This is a genomic window from Pseudomonas sp. D1-1 (assembly GCF_051132225.1).
Taxonomy (GTDB): Bacteria; Pseudomonadota; Gammaproteobacteria; order Pseudomonadales; family Pseudomonadaceae; genus Aquipseudomonas.
In genome coordinates this window covers 1019856-1038547 of record NZ_CP071676.1, presented here as the reverse complement: position 1 = coordinate 1038547, position 18692 = coordinate 1019856, and the positions used below count along the sequence as shown (strand labels likewise).

Annotated in this window: 19 protein-coding genes; 10 read left to right on the top strand and 9 right to left on the bottom strand. The window is 60.6% G+C overall.

Going from position 1 to position 18692, the window contains the following annotated elements; all coding sequences use genetic code 11:
- Nucleotides 1–38 precede the first annotated feature (38 nt).
- Nucleotides 39–782, top strand: a complete 744-nt coding sequence (locus J3P86_RS04545) for a DUF72 domain-containing protein (protein WP_434626002.1) — start codon at nt 39–41, stop codon at nt 780–782.
- Between the two features lie 121 nt (nt 783–903).
- Complete coding sequence (locus tag J3P86_RS04540; RefSeq protein ID WP_434626004.1) at nt 904–1608, top strand: hypothetical protein; 705 nt, start codon at nt 904–906, stop codon at nt 1606–1608.
- Nucleotides 1609–1705: 97 nt separating this feature from the next.
- Here J3P86_RS04540 and J3P86_RS04535 read toward each other — a convergent pair whose 3' ends face one another.
- The 8 genes from J3P86_RS04535 to hmpA all read right to left on the bottom strand — a co-directional run bounded on the left by J3P86_RS04535 (nt 1706) and on the right by hmpA (nt 9820).
- Nucleotides 1706–1879, bottom strand: coding sequence for a hypothetical protein (locus tag J3P86_RS04535; protein WP_434574337.1), 174 nt, complete (start codon nt 1877–1879; stop codon nt 1706–1708).
- 319 nt (nt 1880–2198) lie between these two features.
- Complete coding sequence (gene cyoE / locus J3P86_RS04530; RefSeq protein ID WP_039591595.1) at nt 2199–3086, bottom strand: heme o synthase; 888 nt, start codon at nt 3084–3086, stop codon at nt 2199–2201.
- A gap of 11 nt (nt 3087–3097) precedes the next feature.
- Nucleotides 3098–3433 carry a cytochrome o ubiquinol oxidase subunit IV gene (gene cyoD, locus J3P86_RS04525; protein ID WP_249876093.1) on the bottom strand — a complete coding sequence of 112 codons (336 nt, stop codon included), beginning with the start codon at nt 3431–3433 and terminating at the stop codon, nt 3098–3100.
- The gene (locus J3P86_RS04520) at nt 3434–4060 is read right to left on the bottom strand and encodes a cytochrome o ubiquinol oxidase subunit III (protein ID WP_053125033.1); all 627 of its coding nucleotides are present in this window, start codon (nt 4058–4060) and stop codon (nt 3434–3436) included.
- Nucleotides 4061–4063: 3 nt separating this feature from the next.
- Nucleotides 4064–6094 carry a cytochrome o ubiquinol oxidase subunit I gene (gene cyoB / locus J3P86_RS04515; RefSeq protein WP_434626009.1) on the bottom strand — a complete coding sequence of 677 codons (2031 nt, stop codon included), beginning with the start codon at nt 6092–6094 and terminating at the stop codon, nt 4064–4066.
- A 3-nt stretch (nt 6095–6097) separates the two neighbouring features.
- On the bottom strand, nt 6098–7045 hold the full coding sequence (cyoA, locus tag J3P86_RS04510; RefSeq protein ID WP_305496696.1) for a ubiquinol oxidase subunit II: 948 nt from the start codon (nt 7043–7045) through the stop codon (nt 6098–6100).
- Nucleotides 7046–7826: 781 nt separating this feature from the next.
- Nucleotides 7827–8336, bottom strand: a complete 510-nt coding sequence (locus J3P86_RS04505; RefSeq protein ID WP_434569750.1) for a disulfide bond formation protein B — start codon at nt 8334–8336, stop codon at nt 7827–7829.
- Between the two features lie 302 nt (nt 8337–8638).
- A complete protein-coding gene (gene hmpA, locus J3P86_RS04500; RefSeq protein WP_434626011.1) occupies nt 8639–9820 on the bottom strand; it encodes an NO-inducible flavohemoprotein in 1182 nt (393 codons plus the stop codon).
- Between the two features lie 150 nt (nt 9821–9970).
- Here hmpA and norR point away from each other — a divergent pair, with 150 nt between their 5' ends.
- The 5 genes from norR to J3P86_RS04475 all read left to right on the top strand — a co-directional run bounded on the left by norR (nt 9971) and on the right by J3P86_RS04475 (nt 15061).
- Nucleotides 9971–11524: a nitric oxide reductase transcriptional regulator NorR gene (gene norR / locus J3P86_RS04495; RefSeq protein ID WP_434699529.1), complete on the top strand. Its 1554-nt coding sequence runs from the start codon at nt 9971–9973 to the stop codon at nt 11522–11524.
- A gap of 155 nt (nt 11525–11679) precedes the next feature.
- Complete coding sequence (locus tag J3P86_RS04490; protein WP_030139917.1) at nt 11680–12582, top strand: chemotaxis protein CheV; 903 nt, start codon at nt 11680–11682, stop codon at nt 12580–12582.
- Nucleotides 12583–12698: 116 nt separating this feature from the next.
- On the top strand, nt 12699–13025 hold the full coding sequence (locus tag J3P86_RS04485) for a hypothetical protein (protein WP_434695804.1): 327 nt from the start codon (nt 12699–12701) through the stop codon (nt 13023–13025).
- A 78-nt stretch (nt 13026–13103) separates the two neighbouring features.
- Entirely contained in the window at nt 13104–13853 is a 750-nt protein-coding gene (locus J3P86_RS04480; protein ID WP_434699528.1) for a YkgJ family cysteine cluster protein, read from the top strand.
- Nucleotides 13854–14089: 236 nt separating this feature from the next.
- Nucleotides 14090–15061 carry a 2-hydroxyacid dehydrogenase gene (locus tag J3P86_RS04475; RefSeq protein WP_305496709.1) on the top strand — a complete coding sequence of 324 codons (972 nt, stop codon included), beginning with the start codon at nt 14090–14092 and terminating at the stop codon, nt 15059–15061.
- Between the two features lie 70 nt (nt 15062–15131).
- Here the strand turns inward: J3P86_RS04475 and J3P86_RS04470 are convergent, their stop codons facing one another.
- Complete coding sequence (locus J3P86_RS04470; RefSeq protein WP_434626021.1) at nt 15132–16031, bottom strand: DMT family transporter; 900 nt, start codon at nt 16029–16031, stop codon at nt 15132–15134.
- A gap of 135 nt (nt 16032–16166) precedes the next feature.
- On the opposite strand from J3P86_RS04470, the gene J3P86_RS04465 reads away from it, so the two are divergent.
- The 3 genes from J3P86_RS04465 (at nt 16167) to J3P86_RS04455 (ending at nt 18643) form a co-directional block, all read left to right on the top strand.
- Nucleotides 16167–17042, top strand: coding sequence for a helix-turn-helix domain-containing protein (locus J3P86_RS04465; protein ID WP_434631490.1), 876 nt, complete (start codon nt 16167–16169; stop codon nt 17040–17042).
- Between the two features lie 156 nt (nt 17043–17198).
- Nucleotides 17199–17687, top strand: coding sequence for a sigma-70 family RNA polymerase sigma factor (locus J3P86_RS04460; protein WP_434699527.1), 489 nt, complete (start codon nt 17199–17201; stop codon nt 17685–17687).
- A gap of 8 nt (nt 17688–17695) precedes the next feature.
- Complete coding sequence (locus tag J3P86_RS04455) at nt 17696–18643, top strand: FecR domain-containing protein (protein ID WP_434626025.1); 948 nt, start codon at nt 17696–17698, stop codon at nt 18641–18643.
- Nucleotides 18644–18692 lie beyond the last annotated feature (49 nt).

Here is an 18692-nt window from a genome sequence, read left to right as displayed (position 1 = left end):
GGTCATAGGCTGTAACTCTTGCAATCAGGTCCTCGCCATTGCCGACTCGACCCCTCTCCTCTTCGCCCGTGTTGGTGGGCTGCGCGGGCTGGTCATTGCCAAAGGAGCAATGGCCCGCTTTTCCCTTTGAGGGCACCCATTTGCAGCGCTACAGTGCCCGCTTCCCGGCGGTGGAAATCAACAGTTCGTTCTACCGCCCGCACCGTCCCGCCACCTATGCAAAATGGGCCGACAGTGTGCCGGCGGGTTTTCGCTTCTCAGTCAAGATGCCCAAGCAGATCACCCATGAGCGGCGCTTGCATGATTGCGAGGGGCTGGTGGATGAGTTCCTCGGGCAATGCTCGCAACTGAGGGAGAAACTTGGTTGCCTGTTGATCCAGTTGCCGCCGTCGCTGGCCTTCGATAACACCCAGGCCGAGGACTTTTTCAAAGCCTTGCGTGACCGTTACCAGCGCCACGCGGTACTCGAACCCCGGCACCCGAGCTGGCTCGCGCCACAGGCCATGGCATTGCTTGAGAAAGAGCGCATCGCCCGCGTCGCCGCCGACCCGTCGCCTGTGCCGGGCGGCGATCAACCGGCGGGCTGGGCGGGCGTGCGTTATTACCGGCTGCATGGCTCGCCGCGCATTTATTACTCCGCCTACGAAGACGCCTGGCTGCAGCGACTGGCAGACCTACTGAAGGCTGCCCCGGACACGCCGACCTGGTGCATCTTCGACAACACCGCCAGCGGCGCCGCGACGCCCGATGCGTTGCGATTGCTGCAGCTGCTGGGCGATTGAAATAGTCACCGGTGGCCGGTCCGACCGTGACAACACCGCTCGGGTCCAATAGATTAGGCGACCGAAAAAAGCCCCGTGCGTTTTCTCGCCATATCCCGCTAACAGAAGTAGTGAAATTTCAATGTCCGATTCCAATACCGCTGAATCTGTAGTCTCCCTGTCGTCCAAAGCGGAATACGAAAACTCCATCAATCTTTCACAGCATCTGCCCCAGGCCAAAAGCATCAGCGAAATGGTCCTCGATGCCTTCCAGTCGAACCGCGAAAGCGACCAGATCCGCGAACTGCGCACCGCCATTCGCCAGGCTCACGATGCGTTCGACGATGACAAGGCCTACGCACTGATGGGCCAGCTCAAGCAACTCAAGGACGCCGAAGCCGCCGACTTCGCTGCGCTGGAAGACCTCAGCAGCCGCTTCCCGATCAGCCGTATCCTTTCCAGCTACAAGGATGACCCGGCCTTCCAGGAACTGGTCTACGGCCTGGCCCTGAAGGTGCTGAACCAGACCCATCAGGCCATCAGCAACCCGAGCGGCGGCAAGGGCAAGGCCGCGCGCGCCAAGAAGGAAGCCGAGGTGTTTGTCATCAGCAAGGACGGCATCAGCGTCACCCTGCCCTTGCGCACACCACGCTCCAAGCCGAACGTCGACCGCGAGGCCTTCGAATTCCTCGGCTTCAACTTCATCGGCGAAGGCGACGAAGCCGAGCTGGAAAGCGAAACCTTCCTGGACAACGACGGCACCGAACAGCCGGTCACCCGCAAAAGCATCGTCACCGCCTTGCAGCAGCAAAAAGCCTTCGACGGCTACAGCATCGCCCAGCAATAACCCCCGAATCCGCTCCCACAGGAAGGTCAACAACGCCCTGAATATTACCTATGAAAAAGCCCCGCATTTCTCTCGAAGGCGGGGCTTTTCATAGCTATCAGCTTTTCAAACAGCGCCAAGCCGTTCGACCATGTCCGGAAACTTCTCGACCAGCTTGATCAACAAAGCCGCCTGGGCGTTTTATCTGGCGAAGGGTAATCTTGCCCTCGCGGTGAGCGGCCATCTCTTCGACGCCTTGCATCATCTCGGCAAACAGATCGCGTTTTTTCATAAGGTACCTCGTACTTTCAACTCTGCTTCCATGGCTCGCTTGAGCGTCTTCTATTGCTCGGAGGTCAGGTTTTCCAAGTCGTCCTTGCTCGTCATAAATCGCTATTATCAAATTGACCAGCATTCATAGAGCATTAACGAGCACTCCGCAATCCTTGTGGGAGCGAGCTTGCTCGCGATGACGTCGGCACATACAGCATCCAGACAAGCTGACCCACCGCTATCGCGAGCAAGCTCGCTCCCACAGGGTCCGGAGTTCCGCCTATGAAAAAGCCCCGCGCTTCTCTCGAAGGCGGGGCTTTTTGTGCAGCGTCTGAAGCTTAAGGCGCGTACGTCAGCAGCAGCTCACTCGGCACTTTGAAGTCCAGGGACATCATGACGCTCAGGGCGGTGATGGTGAAGATCGAGAACACGAACAGCTTGCGTGCCCAGACCGTGTCATCCACCGCCTTGTAACCGGTCCAGGCCATGTACAGCCAGTACATGCCCATGGCGGCGGCGACGGCGAGGTAGCTCATACCGGCGTAACCGCTGAACGTCAGCATCAAGGTCGCCACGAGGAAGGCCAGGATGTAGAGCAGGATGTGCTTCTTGGCCACCTGGATGCCCCGCTTGACCGGCAGCACCGGAATCGAAGCCGCCAGGTAGTCGTTGAAGCGGAAGATCGCGATGGCATAGGAATGCGGCATCTGCCACAGGCTGAACATCACCAGCAGCGTCAGCGCAGCCATGTCGAAGCTGTTGCTGACCGCGACATAACCGATCACCGGCGGCATCGCCCCCGACAGGCTGCCCACCAGCGTGCCGTGGACCGACTTGCGCTTGAGGTACAGGCTGTAGAGACCGACGTAGATGACAAAACCGATCACCGCGAACAACGCCGCCAACGGATTGGCCACCCAATACAGCAGCGCCACGCCGGCCACGCCCAGCACCGTGGCGAATGCCAGGGCCAGTTGCACTGGAATCAGGCCTTGGACCAGCGCCCGGTTCTTGGTGCGTTCCATCTTGATGTCGATGTCGCGGTCGATGCAGTTGTTGAACACGCAACCGGACGCCACCACCAGGGAAGTGCCGATCATCGCCGCCAGGAAGATGGCCAGATCGACATGCCCTTTCGAGGCCAGGAAAAACCCGCCCGCCACAGAAAGCACGTTACCGAAAATGATCCCCGGCTTGGTGATTTGGATAAAGTGCTTCAGTGACATCCGGACTTTCCTCAGTGCGCCATCATGTTGGAGTGGATGCTGAACATGATCCACAACGACAAGCCGACCAGCAGTACGATCACCAGCGCAGCGAAGACAAACGCAATGACGTTGTTACGCTGGGCGGCCGAGCGGTCCAGGTGCAGGAAGTACACCAGGTGGACCAATACTTGGACCACGGCGAAGATCAGAATGATCCAGAGCGTCAGGCTCTTCGGCAGCGTTGGATACATCACCAGGCCGAACGGAATGACGGTCAGGATCACCGACAGGATGAAACCGATCGCGTAGGACTTGACGCTGCCGTGGCCGGCGTCGTGGCCATCATGGGAATGAGCGTTAGCCATTTACAGGGTCCCCATCAGATAAACAACGGTGAATACGCAGATCCACACCACGTCCAGGAAGTGCCAGAACAGGCTCAGGCAGCTCAGGCGCGTCTTGTTGGTGGCGGTCAGGCCATTTTTCTGGACCTGGTACATCATGATCGCCATCCAGATCAGACCGCTGGTCACGTGCAGACCGTGGGTGCCGACCAGGGTGAAGAACCCGGACAGGAAGCCGCTGCGGCTAGGGCCGTAGCCTTCGGCGATCAGGATGTGGAACTCGTTGATCTCCATGGCGATAAAGCCGGCGCCCAGCAGGAAGGTCATTGCCAACCAGCCCAGTACCTGGGTTTTCTTGCCCTTGAACAACGCCAGCATGGCGAAGCCGTAGGTGATCGAACTGAACAGCAGCAGCGCGGTTTCGCCCAGTACATAAGGCAGTTCGAAGATGTCGTGGCCCGACGGGCCACCGGCGACGTTGTTAACCAGCACCGCGTATACCGCGAAGATCGACGCAAACAGAATGCAGTCGGTCATCAGGTAGAGCCAGAAACCGAATACGGTCATCTCGCCCGAGTCGTGGTGATGGTCATCGTGCCCATGGTCATGACCATGGGCGTGTCCAACATTGGTCACTAAGTTCGACATGGTTTAAGCCTGTTCCAACGAGGTTTCAACACGGGTGGCGGAGGCTGGGACTTTCCCGGCCGCGACCAGACGCTTGTGCTGCTCGGCTTCGATGCGCTCGATGACATCCACCGGCACCATGTAGCCCTGATCATCACGGGCGGCATGGATGGCGAAATACACCACGGTGCCGACCAGGCTGGCGATGGCCAGCCACCAGATGTGCCAGATCATCGCGAAACCGAACACGGTCAACAGAGCCCCCATGACCACACCGGTAGCGGTGTTGTTGGGCATGTGGATCGGCGCGTACCTGGCCGGAGTCTGGTACGCGGTACCGTTTTCCTTGGCTTCGGTGAACGGGTCGATGGTTTCCGCTTTCGGCAGCACGGCAAAGTTGTAGAACGGTGGTGGCGAAGAAGTCGACCATTCCAGGGTATGGGCATTCCACGGGTCACCGTGTTCGCACATGTTTTCCGGCTTCTTGCGGTCACGCACACTGACGTACAGCTGGATCAGCTGGCAGGCGATACCGACAGCGATCATCACCGCACCGAACATGGCGACGTACAGGTACGGCACCCACTCAGGGTTGGTGGTGGCGTTCAGGCGACGGGTCATGCCCATGAAGCCCAGTGCATAGAGCGGCATGAACGCGACGAAGAAGCCCGAGATCCAGAACCAGAACGCTGCCTTGCCCCAACCTTCGTGCAGCTTGAAGCCGAACGCTTTCGGGAAGTAGAACGCAAAGCCCGCGATGTAGCCGAACACGGCGCCGCCGATGATCACGTTATGGAAGTGCGCGATCACGAACAGGCTGTTGTGCAGCACGAAGTCCGCACCCGGGATGGCCAGCAGTACGCCGGTCATGCCGCCGATGGCGAAGGTCACCATGAAGCCCAGGGTCCACAGCACATGGCTGGTGAAACGCAGGCGGCCCTGGTAGATGGTGAACAGCCAGTTGAACAGCTTCACACCCGTCGGAATCGAGATCAGCATCGTCGCCAGGCCGAAGAAGGCGTTGACGCTGGCACCCGAACCCATGGTGAAGAAGTGGTGCAGCCAGACCATGAAGCCCAGTACCGAGATCGCGCCGGAAGCGTAGATCATCGAGTGGTGGCCAAACAGTTTCTTGCCGGAGAAGGTCGAGATGACTTCGGAGAAAATACCGAACGCCGGCAGGATAAGGATGTACACCTCAGGGTGACCCCAGGCCCAGAACAGGTTGACGTACATCATCGGATTTCCACCCAGTTCATTGGTGAAAATGTGGAAATCCATGTAGCGGTCAAGCGTCAGCAGAGCGAGTGTAGCGGTCAGGATCGGGAACGAAGCGACGATCAGCACGTTGGCCCAGGTGCAGGTCCAGGTGAAGATCGGCATGTCCATCAGCTTCATGCCAGGGGTACGCATTTTCAGCACGGTGGCCAGGAAGTTGACCCCCGTCAGCGTTGTCCCGAGCCCGGATAGCTGTAGCGCCCAGATGTAGTAATCCACCCCGACGCCCGGACTGTATTGCAGCCCCGACAGCGGCGGATAGGCAACCCAACCGGTCTTGGCGAATTCGCCGACACCCAGGGAAAGGTTGATCAGCACCACGCCGGACACCAGCAGCCAGAAGCTCAGGGAGTTCAGGAATGGATAGGCAACGTCACGCGCGCCGATCTGCAGCGGCACTGCAAGGTTCATCAGGCCGGTGAAGAATGGCATCGCCATGAAGATGATCATGATCACACCGTGGGCGGTGAAGATCTGGTCATAGTGTTCAGGCGGCAGGTAGCCGGGCGAGCCCTCGGTGGCCATGGCCAACTGGGTACGCATCATGATCGCGTCGGCAAAACCGCGCAGCAGCATGACCATGGCGACGATGATGTACATCACGCCGATCTTCTTGTGGTCGACCGAGGTCAACCATTCAGTCCACAGATAAGTCCACTTCTTGAAATAAGTGATACCCGCGAACAACGCCAGACCACCGAGCGCGATGATGGCGAGGGTCACCATGACAATCGGCTCGTGGAACGGGATCGCTTCCCAACTTAATTTACCAAACATCGTTTACTCCTCTGCCCCGGCAGCTGAATGCGAGCTCATGTCCATCCCTTCCATGTTGTGGGCCACTTCCTTGTCTTTCTTCTCGTGATGCATCGGCTTGCCCGGATTCATCCCTTCATACTTATCGATGATGGTCTGGAACAGGTTCGGCGTGACCGACGAGTAGAGTTCGACAGGGTTGTTCTGGCTCGGCTTGGAAAGGGCTTCGTATTCAGCTTTTTCAAGCTGTTTAGGTGCCTTCTTCACTTCGTTTACCCAGGCGTCGAACTCTTCCTGGGTGGTGGCGGTCGCTTTGAACTTCATGCCGGTGAAACCCGCGCCGCTGTAGTTGGCGGAGATACCTTCAAGTTCGGTGTTCTGGTTGGCGATCAGGTGCAGCTTGGTCTGCATGCCGGCCATCGCGTAGATCTGGCCGCCCAGGCCCGGGATGAAGAACGAGTTCATCACGGTGTCGGAGGTGACCTTGAAGTTGATCGGCGTGTGGGCCGGGAACACGATCTTGTTGACCGTGGCAATGCCTTGTTCCGGATAGATGAACAGCCACTTCCAGTCCATCGAGACCACTTCGATGGTGATCGGCTTGACGTCGGAATCCAGCGGACGGTACGGGTCCAGGGCGTGGGTCGACTTGTAGGTGATGTAACCCAGGGCAATGATGATCAGTACCGGAATGGTCCACACCGCGATTTCGATCTTGGTCGAGTGGGACCATTTCGGCGTGTAGGTGGCACTGGTGTTGGACGCGCGATATTTCCAGGCGAACAGGAACGTCATGACGATAACCGGCACGACGACCAGCAACATCAGCAGCGTGGCGGTGATGATCAGGTTTCGCTCATCCAGGCCGACCTGGCCCTTGGGATCGAGCAGGGTCATGTTGCAGCCTCCCAGCAGCAACGTGCCGAGCAGCGGCAACAAGCCTAGTAATCGGGGGTACCTGTTTTTACTCATCTCACGACCTCTAAAGCAGCTTGCGCAATGCAGTTGGGTTTTGATCGCCAACACTTCACCCTGCCAAGGGTTGGCATTTTCTTGGATTGAATAAGGGCTGCCCGTCGAACGTCAGACGCTGTTCGACACATCCTGGGCCAGCAGTGAGTTCTTATTCGTTGGTCAAAGGCCTGTTCAAGCCCAATTCCGTTTGGTGCGGGTAGTTGGAGGCACCGACACCTGGGGTCGCATGGGGCGCTGGCGCCCTTCGACCACTCTCGTGCTCAAGCCTGAGCCGGGTCGGAAAATCGGTGCGGGCGATTGTAGTGAGCTGCGGCGTTCGAGACCATGTCTTAACCCGAAATAATTTTTCTCCGATCCGGCAATAATCTGCCGCCGATATTGCAACGGGCCAGCATGTTATCGAAATTAATTCTCAACAAGAACCCCAAAAAACGTAAGGCTACTACGCCCGATTTAGACAGCTCCAGCAATTTAAGGCGAGCTTCTATCCGCTTTAGGCGCCCATTTTACGGGGCCTTGAAGGCAACCCGCTGCGCTGTTAAAAATGCCTGCTCCAGAGCGACTCCCAATTGAAAACGAAGGGTGGTCAGGCGGTTTTTTTGTTGCAGAATGAGGCGGCAATTCGGCCCCGGGACGGCTGCGAGACAGCAGATATGTGACAACATGTCGCACACTGTCGCAGGGTGTTCCTGCCGCTGATCAAGACGGTGCCTCATCGACCCTGAAACGTAAAACGCCCCGGTTCCGAAGAAGAGCCGGGGCGTTTTTCCACGATACTTCAGCGCAGCGTCTTGCGATTGCGCGACACCAGCAATGGCACCAGCACGACGGTGAGGACGAACGCCACCAGTGCCCATTGCGCCAGCGACAGGCCGAGGATCGGCGGGTACGGGGTGGAACAGAAACCATCGACCTGGAAGCCCAGCGGGAAGATCTTCGCCAGCGGCAGGCTATCGACAATCGGCTGCAACACATCCACACCGCAACTGACCGCGGGGAAAAACTGGGTGTACACATGGTGCCCGGCCACCCCCGCCCCCGCCAGCGCGCAAAGCACGACAAGGCCTTCGAAGACCGTCAGGCTGCGGCGCGTGCGCATGGCCGCGCCGATGAAGGCGAAGATGGCGATCAGCAACAACGCATAGCGCTGCAGGATGCACAGCGGGCATGGCGCTTCACCAAGCACTACCTGCATATATAAAGCACCGCCGATCAGTCCCAGGCAGATCAACCCCAGCAGCACCAGATAGCGCCGCTCACGGCCCAGCCGCAGCATTTCCTCACTCATTGCTTTTCCCTTTGATAGGCATGGATCGACGCGCGGCCTTGCGGCGACCGGCGCGCTTTCGGATGGCCGAAGTCTACACGCAGATCGTGAACGAGCGCAGTCGGCAATGTGGAGGGAATAGACAGCAAAGAGGTTAAGCGGGGATTAATTTCAGGACAGCGCCGGTCATGCCGCCGCTTTCGCGAGCAGGCTCGCTCCCACAGGTCACGCGTCGTGCATGAGTGTTCCGGATACGCAGATCCTCTGTGGGAGCGAGCCTGCTCGCGAAGAAGGCAACCCGGTCACCCGGATTGCCCTGGCATTTATTCCAAAGCAGCCGCCGGCCCGAAGAATTCATAACGGCTTTGTCCCGGCGGTACGCCTAAGGCCTTGAGATGACGCTTGATGGCCGCCATGAAGCCCTTCGGCCCAAGGAAGTACGCGTCCAGGTCTCGCTGCTCCGGCAACCACTGCGCCAGTTGCTCCTCACTCAACAGCCCTACCTTGTCAGCCGCCGGCCCAGCGCCGTCGTGCTCGTCATAACAGTAGAAACGCTTGAGTTGCGGGTGCCGCTTGGCCAGGTCGTCGATCCACTCGCGAAAGGCATGGACCTGGCCATTGCGTGCGCAGTGAATGAAATGCACCGGGCGCTCGGTTTGCAGCGCCGCTTGCAACATCGCCAGGGTCGGAGTGATGCCGACGCCGCCACTGATCAGCACCAGCGGCTTGTCGCTGGCGGTGAGGTAAAAATCTCCCGACGGCGGAAACAGCTGGATGCTATTGCCGACCTGGAAATGGTCGTGCAGGTAATTGGACACCCGTCCGCCCGCCTCGCGCTTGACGCTGATGCGGTACTGGCCATTGTTCGCCAAGGCCGACAACGAATAGTTGCGGCGCACTTCTTCACCGTCCAGCACCAGCTTCATACCGATGTACTGGCCGGGCTCGGCCTGCAGGATCGGCCCCTTGTCCGCCGGTTCGAAGTAGAACGAAGTGATTTCCGCGCTTTCCTGCACTTTGGCCGTCAGGATGAACTCACGTTCACCGCGCCAGCCGCCGGGTGCCGCGGCTTTGCGGTCATACAAGCTGGTTTCGGCGCCGATCAGGATATCGGCCAACTGGTTATAGGCAGCGCCCCACGCCGAAATCACTTCAGGTGTAGCGATCTCTTCGCCCAGTACCTCGGCGATTGCCCGCAGCAAGCAGGAGCCGACGATCGGGTAATGCTGTGGCTGGATCTGCAAGGCCACGTGCTTGTTGACGATCTTCGCCACCAGGTCGCCCAACTGGTCGAGCTGATCGATGTGCCGCGCATACATCAGTACACCGTTGGCCAGCGCACGCGGCTGATCGCCGCTGGCCTGGTGAGCCTGGTTGAACAGCGGGCGCACTTGCGGGTATTCCGACAGCATCATGCGGTAGAAGTGAGTGATCAGCGCTTCCCCACCGCTTTCAAGCAAGGGGACAGTGGAACGGATGATGGCGCGTTGTTCTCGACTCAGCATGGGTGACTCCTCGCGTGGTACAACTAACAGTTACCTATGCCTATCAGTTTTCATGCCACAAATTTTGGCCTTGTATTTCAGTCAGTTGAAGACGATGTAGTCATATCGACAAGACAGCGCTTATAGTCCATATGACTAGATGGAGTCATTATGACCGCAACTTCCTTGCTGACCTCGCTATTGCCGCTGGTGGCCGACCTGTCCCGCGAACTGCCTGAAGGCGAGCGCTATCGGCGCCTGCTCGGAGCCCTGCGCAGCCTGTTGCCTTGCGACGCCGCTGCACTGTTGCGCCTGGACGGCGACTGCCTCGTCCCGCTGGCCGTGGATGGCTTGAGCACCGACACCCTGGGCCGGCGATTCCGGGTCAGTGAGCATCCGCGTTTCGAAGCTTTGCTGGCCAATCCGCAGCCCACTCGCTTCGCCACCGACAGTGACCTGCCCGATCCGTACGATGGATTGGTGGAAGGGCTGGATGAACATCTGGAGGTTCACGATTGCATGGGTTGCCCGCTGTTTGTCGATGAGCAGCCCTGGGGCTTGCTGACCCTGGACTCGCTGGACCCGGAACGCTTCGAACCTATTGACCTGAGCGCCCTGCAAGCCTTCGCCAGCCTCGCCGCCGCCACCGTCAGCGCCGCCGAACGCATCGAGCGCCTGGCGTTGAGGGCCGAGGACGAGCATCGCCGCGCCGAAGTCTACCGTCAGGCCAGCGGCCAGCAGCAGCGCGACATGGTCGGCCAGAGCAAGCCCCATAAACGCCTGGTGGAAGAGATCAAGCTGGTCGGGGGCAGTGACCTGACGGTACTGATCACTGGCGAAACCGGCGTCGGCAAGGAATTGGTCGCCCAGGCCATTCATGCCGCCTCCCACCGTGCCGACCAGCCGCTGATCAGCCTCAATTGCGCGGCGCTGCCTGACACTCTGGTGGAAAGTGAACTCTTCGGCCATGTTCGAGGCGCATTCACCGGTGCCACCCAGGACCGGCGCGGCAAATTCGAGCTGGCGGATGGCGGCACGCTGTTCCTCGACGAGGTGGGCGAACTGTCCCTGACCGTCCAGGCCAAATTGCTTCGCGTGTTGCAAAGCGGCCAGCTGCAACGCCTGGGCTCGGACAAGGAGCACCGCGTCGATGTACGCCTGATTGCGGCGACCAACCGCGACCTCGCCGAGGAAGTGCGCAATGGCCGTTATCGGGCCGACTTCTACCACCGGTTGAGTGTCTACCCGCTGCAAGTGCCCGCGCTGCGTGATCGCGGGCGCGATGTACTGCTGCTCGCCGGCTTTTTCCTGGAACAGAACCGCTCGCGCATGGGCCTTGGCAGCCTGCGCCTGACCAGCGACGCCCAGGCTGCGTTGCTGGCCTACGATTGGCCGGGCAACGTGCGCGAACTGGAACACCTGATCGGTCGCAGCGCGTTGAAGGCATTGGGCAAGCATCCGGTTCGGCCGAAGATTCTAAGCTTGAGCGCCGATGATCTGGATCTGCATCACGTAGTCCCGGAAAATGCTCCGACCAACAGCCTCGCGCCAGCCTCCACGGTGAAGGTTTCCGGTGACTTGCGCCAGGCCACGGAAAATTATCAACGGCAAATGATCAGCGCCTGCCTGGAACGCCATCAACACAACTGGGCCAGCGCTGCCCGGGAACTGGGCCTGGATCGGGCCAACCTGGGGCGGATGGCCAGGCGGCTGGGCCTCAAATAGTTTGCCGAGGGGACTTTTGTGGACCGCGCTATCGTGATCCTCGCCATTGACAGTTTTTCGCCCTAAAGCCTGCCCCCGACAAGTCGATAACCCGTTATCAAAAGCTGTCTTGGCGATCTTCATGCTCGCCCCACCTTTTTCCACAGAAGGTTTTTATGTCTTCCAACAAAGCCCGCGCAGATTCCCTTTCGCTTCTGCTGTTTACCTTGCGCAGCGGCAAGCTGATGGCAATCAACCTGCTCAAGGTCAGCGAAATCATTCCCTGCCCGCCGCTGACCAAACTGCCGGAGTCGCACCCACACGTAAAAGGCATCGCCACGTTGCGCGGAACGTCGTTGTCGGTGATCGACCTCAGCCGCGCCATTGGCGAGCGGCCGCTGGAAGACCCGGACGGCGGGTGCCTGATCGTCACCGACGTCAGTCGCTCCAAGCAGGGCCTGCACGTGCAGGCGGTGAGCAAGATCGTGCATTGCCTGACTACCGACATCAAGCCGCCGCCCTACGGCTCCGGCGGCGTGCGTGCGTTCATCACTGGCGTGACCTCGGTGGACGGCACGCTGGTGCAGGTGCTGGACATCGAAAAAGTCATCCACGGCATCGCCCCGGCGCAGATCGAGACGGCGCCCACCGAACTGAGCATGGAAGACGCCGAAGTCCTCGGCAACGCCCGGATCCTGGTGGTCGATGACAGCCAGGTGGCGCTCCAGCAATCGGTGCATACCCTGCGCAACCTGGGCCTGCAATGCCACACCGCCCGCAGCGCCAAGGAAGCCATTGACTGCCTGCTTGAGCTGCAAGGCACGGCGCAGGAAATAAACCTGATCGTTTCCGACATCGAAATGTCCGAGATGGACGGTTACGCCCTCACCCGGACCCTGCGCGAAACACCCGACTTCGCTCACCTCTACGTGTTGTTGCACACCTCGCTCGACAGCGCGATGAACAGTGAGAAAGCGCGGCTGGCGGGCGCCAACGGGGTGCTGACCAAGTTCTCCTCGCCGGAACTGACCAAATGCCTGATCACGGCGGCCAAGGCCGTCGCCGAACAAGGTCGCTGAACCCGCCCGCGTTCCGATGGTGCGCCGAATGCACGAGGCTGCGAGTTCGCGGCCTCGATACCGTCCCAACCTCAGGCATACTCCTGCGCTGGCCTCCCAGAACAAGGATCTTGCCGATGAAAGTACCCTGCCTGATTTTCTTCGCCCTCAGCGCCCTGGCTGCACAGGCCCATGCCTCCAGCTCCGATGCCTGGGCTGCCTATGACAAGAAAGTCCTCGCCAGTTGCATCAAGGCCAGCGGTTTGAAAAATGCCGAACCGGTCGGCAGCCCCGCGCAATTCGACGACCGGGTGGGCTACACCGCGCTGTTGCTGCAAGGCCAATATCCGCAAAAGCACATGAAAGGCGCGACCGGCACCGAGCTGTGCCTCTACCGCAAGAAAACCAAGAGCGCGTTCGTGACCGAATGGGACTCGATCCGCCCGACCGAAACCTCCCGATGAGTGGCGCATAAATTGCTTCGCATGGCTTATCCCGGCGTTTTTCTGTCGCCGCTTTAGCCAATTGCCTTCGGTCAATCAATGAACACAACGTTTTCCTGCGTAGGGTGCGGTAAATGCTGCACGGGCCATCACGTTCCCCTGACGCTCGATGAAGCCAGGATGTGGGCGAATGATGGCGGCCAGGTGATTGTCCTGGTCGAGGCCTTCCTGCCCAATGGCCTCGGCCTGCCGGTGGCGCAACGCGAGCACGCCGAACGGCGCTCGGCAGTAGTGCGCAGCGGCGTCAGCGAGGCCCGCGTGGCGATCACCTTCGCCGCCTATAATCCCGGTCCTTGCCATAATCTGGACGCCGATAACCTGTGCCGCATCTATGAGCGTCGCCCCCTGGTGTGCCGCATCTATCCCATGGAAATCAACCCGCATATTCCTCTCGATACCGCCGCCAAGGATTGCCCGCCGGAGTCGTGGGAAACGGGGCCGCAGCTGATCGTCGGCGGTCAGTTGGTAGACCAGGAACTGGCCCGGTTGATCGAGCGCTCCCGCCAGGCCGACCGTGAAGAGATCGCCATCAAGGAACGCATCTGCGTGTCCCTGGGCATCCACACCACCGCACTGAAGGGCGACGGATTTACCGCGTACCTGCCGAACATGGCGGCGTTTGCCGCCGCCATCGATCAGGCTCGCGCGCAGCCGATGGGCCAAGAGGCAGGTGAATGGCAGTTCCACTTGTCCGGTGATGACATTGCTCGCCAGGTCACCGACAGCGGCGCAAGTGTTGTCACCGAGGAGCCGGTCAACTACGCGTTTATTTCGCTGCGGGCCGCCTGACTGTGTAGAAAGGCCCCTGTGGAAGAAAGGTCCCTGTGGGAGCGAGCCTGCTCGCGATGGCGATTTATCTGCCGGCCTATCCGGTGACTGACACACCGCGATCGCGAGCAGGCTCGCTCCCACATAAGCTCACTCCCAAAAGGAAAAGTGTGGCGCTGGGATGCACCGTCCCTCTCGCCTAACCCGCGCCAGGAATGTTAGCGTGCTTGGTATTCTCCGCAGATGAGCCTTGCACGATGAAAAAAACCGTACTCGCCTTCAGCCGTATCACGCCCCCCATGATCGAGCGCCTGCGCCAGGACTTCGACGTGATCGTGCCCAACCCGTCGAACGGCGACATCAATGCGCAGTTCAACGAAGCCTTGCCCCATGTCCATGGGCTGATTGGCGTTGGCCGCAAGCTCGGCCGCGAGCAACTGCAGCACGCCACGAAGCTGCAAGTAGTCTCCAGCGTGTCGGTGGGCTATGACAATTACGACCTGGCGTACTTCAATGAACGCGGGATCATGCTCACCAACACTCCCGACGTGCTCACCGAAAGCACCGCCGACCTGGCGTTCGCCCTGGTGATGAGCAGTGCCCGGCGCGTCGCCGAACTGGACGCCTGGACCAAGGCCGGACAGTGGCAGGCATCTGTCGGGCCACAGCTGTTCGGCAGCGATGTACATGGCAAGACCCTGGGCATCGTCGGCATGGGCAATATCGGCGCGGCTGTTGCCCGACGTGGTCGGCTGGGGTTCAACATGCCGATCCTCTACAGCGGCAACAGTCGCAAGCCCGAACTGGAGAACCAGTTGGGCGCACAGTTCCGCGAACTGGACCAGTTGCTGGCCGAAGCGGACTTCGTCTGCCTGGTGGTGCCGTTGAGCGAGAAAACCCGCCACCTGATCGGCCAGCGCGAGCTGTCCCTGATGAAACCGAGCGCCATCCTGGTGAACATTTCCCGCGGTCCGGTGGTGGATGAGCCGGCGTTGATCGAAGCCTTGCAGAACAACCGCATCCGCGGCGCCGGGCTGGATGTCTACGAAAAGGAACCGCTGGCCGAGTCGCCGCTGTTCCAGTTGAAAAACGCCGTCACCTTGCCGCATATCGGTTCGGCTACCCATGAAACCCGTGAGGCCATGGCCAATCTGGCCGTGGAAAACCTGCGCAGCGCCTTGCTGGGCGAACGACCGAAGAACCTGGTCAACCCGCAAGTCTGGAAATAAGCGGGCCGAGTACTCACCGTGGCGAGGGAGCTTGCTCCCTCGCCACGGGATTCATACCGGACGTTGTGGCTTAACGAGCCAGCACGACTTTCGCGGTCACGGGTCGCGGCTTGCGAAACACCAACACGTTGCCCAGCATCACCAGCACCAGTCCGACCAGCGCCGGTGCCGTCCACTGATAACCCTCGACAACAGCCGAGACATTCAAGGCCACTACCGGGAACAGCACGGTGCAATACGCCGCCCGCTCCGGCCCCATGCGTCCTACCAGCGTCAGGTACGCGGTAAAGCCGATGACCGAACCCGGGACCACCAGGTACAACAGCGAGCCGACGTAGCGCGTATTCCATTCCATCTCGAACGGAATGCCCTGGAACAAGCACCACACCGACAGCATCGCGGCCCCGTAGGCCATGCCCCAGGCGTTGGTGGTCAACGGCTTGAGGCCGGCCTTCTGTTGCAGGCTCGACAGCATGTTGCCCGCCGAGAAACACAAGGTGCCCAACAGCGCCAGCGCCAACCCGAGCAGCGTTTGCGGACTTGCGCGGTGCCCGGCCAGCTCCGGCCAGAACAACAACGCCAGCCCGAGCAGCCCAAGGGCACCGCCGAGCAAGACGTTTCGGGCGATCCGCTGACCGAAGAACACCCGCGCATTCAAGGCGTTCCAGAGCGTAGCGGTGGAAAACACCACGGCGATCAGGCCGCTGGGAATCCATTGGCTGGCGGTCAGGAAACACATGAAGTTGATGCAGAACAGGCACAGGCCCTGGGCGACGCAGATCAAATGACCGCGCCGGTTCATGACCTGAAGGCGGCGGCTGAGCAGGAGCATCACGAACAGGATCAGCGCGGCGAGGCCGAAGCGATAGACAATCGACACCGGAATGGCGACGACGCCCAACTGCAGTTTCAGGGCGATCCAGGTGGTCCCCCAGATGAGCACGGTGAGCAGGTACAACGAAAGGTTCATGGCGACGACTCCTGGCAATGACGGCCAGTCTCACGCCGATACGTGCCCGACGCTTGCGTAAACTTGCGGTTTTTATCAGGGACAGGCTGGCATGGGCGCCTCGAGGGAGTAGGATTCATGCTGGAGAAACCGATCATGACCAGTCTGCAAACCCTGCAAGTCTTCCAAGCCCTCAACAGCTCGCCCAATGCTCGCCTGGAGCACAGCGCCGAGCTCGGTGACGGCATGGCGGCGGCTTTGTGGAGCAACCATCACGACGCCCGTGACTACGAGGCGCCAACCCACCATACGCTGTCGTGCTACATCGCCGGCGGCACCGGCACTTTTCGCCGCGAGCGTCCCGACACCACGGGGGCGCCCGGCAAACTCTGCGTGTTGCCGGCCGGACATGAATCGGCCTGGGTCATCAACGGCGACATTCGCCTCGCCCACCTGTATTTCAGCCCCGAGCAATTCGCCCTGGGTTGCGTCACGCTGCTGGATCGCGAACCGCGGCAAGTGCAATTGCACGAGGCAACCTTTCTCGATGACCCGCGGCAGGCACAGCGCTTTCGACAGTTGATCGAGCTGGACTGGGCCGAGCCGGCTGAACGCCTGCTCGGCACCAGCCTCGCCCATGAACTGCTCAGCCACCTTCTGCTCAACCAGGTTGGCCAACGCCAGGGCCTGCGCCTGAAGGGTGGGCTGGCCGCGCACCAGCGACGCTTGCTGGTGGATTACATCGACGCTCAATTGGCCGAAGCCATCAGCCTTGGTCAACTCGCTGCGCTGTGTGCCCTGTCCGAATACCATTTCGCCCGGATGTTCCGCGAAACCTTCGGCCTGCCACCGCACCAGTACGTCCTGGCGCGGCGTCTCACCCGGGCGCGGCACTTACTGCGCCATACCCTACAACCGTTGGGCGAGGTAGCTCTGGCCTGCGGATTTGCCAGCGCCAGCCATTTCACCAACCGTTTTCGCCAGGCCCTGGGGGCAGCTCCCGGGGAGTATCGGCAGGCATTTTTGCGCTAGCGCGTCCATGTGCGAGCGAGCCTGCTCGCGAAAGCCCGATCCGGTCCATAACCGAAACGAAACACTCATCCCGATTGCCGTTTCCCTCTGCGCGCCTCTACAATGCGAACAATTCTTGTTCTCTAGCACAGCTTACCGCTGTCGGGATGTTCCTCGTTGCCGCCTGCACACACCGTCGAAGTGCTCTACAACGCCCACCACAGTTGGCTCAACGGCTGGTTGCGAAGAAAACTCGGGTGTCCCGACAGTGCCGCCGATCTGGCCCAGGACACGTTCATGCGCGTGCTGACCGCGCGCGATCCGCAGCCGGTCCTGGAGCCCCGTGCATTTCTCACCACCATCGCCAAGCGCGTATTGTTCAACCATTACCGACGCCAGGATCTCGAACGCGCCTACCTCGACACCCTCGCCCAGATGCCGGAGCAAGTGGCGCCGTCGGAAGAGGAGCGAGCGATCATCCTGCAGACCCTGCTGGAACTGGACCAACTGCTCGATGGACTGCCACGTGCGGTCAAAAAGGCGTTCCTGCTGGCGCAGATCGATGGCCTGACCTACAACGAAATCGCCCATGAACTGGGTATTTCCCTGCCGACGGTCAAGCGCCACCTGAACAGGGCAGCGATGCGCTGCTACTTCGCCCTGTGAACCCGCCGATGCCCAGCGCGCCGAACGTCAGCGCGCAAGTCGCCGAGCAGGCGGTGCATTGGCTGCTGGAAATGCAGCAAGGGCCACTCGATGCGCGCCAGCAGCAAGCCTGGGAACAGTGGCTCAATGCACACAGCGAACATCGCCGCGCCTGGGAGCATATCCAGCGGGTCAACCAGCGGCTGCGCAATGTGTCTTCTCCGTTGGCCCATGCGACGCTCAACACACCGAAGTCGGCAACGCGGCGCCGGACCCTCAAGATGTTGCTGCTGCTGGGTGCCGGCTCGGCCGCGACCTGGGGCCTGCGTGAACGCCAGTTGTTGCCGCCATTGCTCGCCGATTACCGCAGCCCGGTGGGCGAGCGGCGTCGCCTGGCGCTGGATGACGGCAGCCAGCTGCAGCTCAACAGCGGCAGCGCGGTCGATATTCGCTTCGACGCTCAGCGCCGCCTGATCCGCCTGCTGGAAGGCGAACTGCTATTGACCGCAGCCCAGGACCCACGCCCCCTGCAGGTGCTGACCGCCCATGGCCTGCTGGAAAGCCACGACGCCCGTTTCAACGTGCGTGAGTATGCAGACCACACCCAAGTCGCAGTGTTTGCCGGCCAGGTGGACATTCGCGGCAGGCACGGCACGGCTTTTCTGCTGGGGGCTTCCCGACAAGCGTCCCTTGGCATCAACGGCACCGGTCCCGCCACGGCGCTTGACGCCAACAGCGGTGCCTGGACGGAGGGCATGCTGGTCGCCGCGCACATGCGCCTGGCGGATTTCCTTGAGGAACTGGGCCGCTACCGACGCGGCCAGCTGCACTGCGACGAGGCGGTCGCCAACCTTCTGGTCTCCGGAACTTATCCGCTGGACAACGGCGAGCGAATCCTTGATCTGCTGGAAATCAGCCTGCCGGTAAAAGTGCGGCGTTTCACCCGCTATTGGGTCACGGTCGAAGCTCGCGCTTGAGCCCATGGCGGCCCACCCAAAAAAAATGATTTGCTAGTGAGCCGTTTTC

Coding starts and splice junctions, on each gene's coding strand:
- J3P86_RS04485 (WP_434695804.1), top strand. CDS start 12,699: ATGAAAGTACCCTGCCTGATTTTCTTCGCCCTCAGCGCCCTGGCTGCA.
- cyoA (WP_305496696.1), bottom strand. CDS start 7,045: ATGAGTAAAAACAGGTACCCCCGATTACTAGGCTTGTTGCCGCTGCTC.
- norR (WP_434699529.1), top strand. CDS start 9,971: ATGACCGCAACTTCCTTGCTGACCTCGCTATTGCCGCTGGTGGCCGAC.
- J3P86_RS04470 (WP_434626021.1), bottom strand. CDS start 16,031: ATGAACCTTTCGTTGTACCTGCTCACCGTGCTCATCTGGGGGACCACC.
- J3P86_RS04540 (WP_434626004.1), top strand. CDS start 904: ATGTCCGATTCCAATACCGCTGAATCTGTAGTCTCCCTGTCGTCCAAA.
- J3P86_RS04475 (WP_305496709.1), top strand. CDS start 14,090: ATGAAAAAAACCGTACTCGCCTTCAGCCGTATCACGCCCCCCATGATC.
- J3P86_RS04455 (WP_434626025.1), top strand. CDS start 17,696: ATGCCCAGCGCGCCGAACGTCAGCGCGCAAGTCGCCGAGCAGGCGGTG.
- J3P86_RS04465 (WP_434631490.1), top strand. CDS start 16,167: ATGACCAGTCTGCAAACCCTGCAAGTCTTCCAAGCCCTCAACAGCTCG.
- cyoE (WP_039591595.1), bottom strand. CDS start 3,086: ATGTCACTGAAGCACTTTATCCAAATCACCAAGCCGGGGATCATTTTC.
- J3P86_RS04520 (WP_053125033.1), bottom strand. CDS start 4,060: ATGTCGAACTTAGTGACCAATGTTGGACACGCCCATGGTCATGACCAT.
- cyoB (WP_434626009.1), bottom strand. CDS start 6,094: ATGTTTGGTAAATTAAGTTGGGAAGCGATCCCGTTCCACGAGCCGATT.
- cyoD (WP_249876093.1), bottom strand. CDS start 3,433: ATGGCTAACGCTCATTCCCATGATGGCCACGACGCCGGCCACGGCAGC.
- hmpA (WP_434626011.1), bottom strand. CDS start 9,820: ATGCTGAGTCGAGAACAACGCGCCATCATCCGTTCCACTGTCCCCTTG.
- J3P86_RS04505 (WP_434569750.1), bottom strand. CDS start 8,336: ATGAGTGAGGAAATGCTGCGGCTGGGCCGTGAGCGGCGCTATCTGGTG.
- J3P86_RS04490 (WP_030139917.1), top strand. CDS start 11,680: ATGTCTTCCAACAAAGCCCGCGCAGATTCCCTTTCGCTTCTGCTGTTT.
- J3P86_RS04480 (WP_434699528.1), top strand. CDS start 13,104: ATGAACACAACGTTTTCCTGCGTAGGGTGCGGTAAATGCTGCACGGGC.
- J3P86_RS04535 (WP_434574337.1), bottom strand. CDS start 1,879: ATGAAAAAACGCGATCTGTTTGCCGAGATGATGCAAGGCGTCGAAGAG.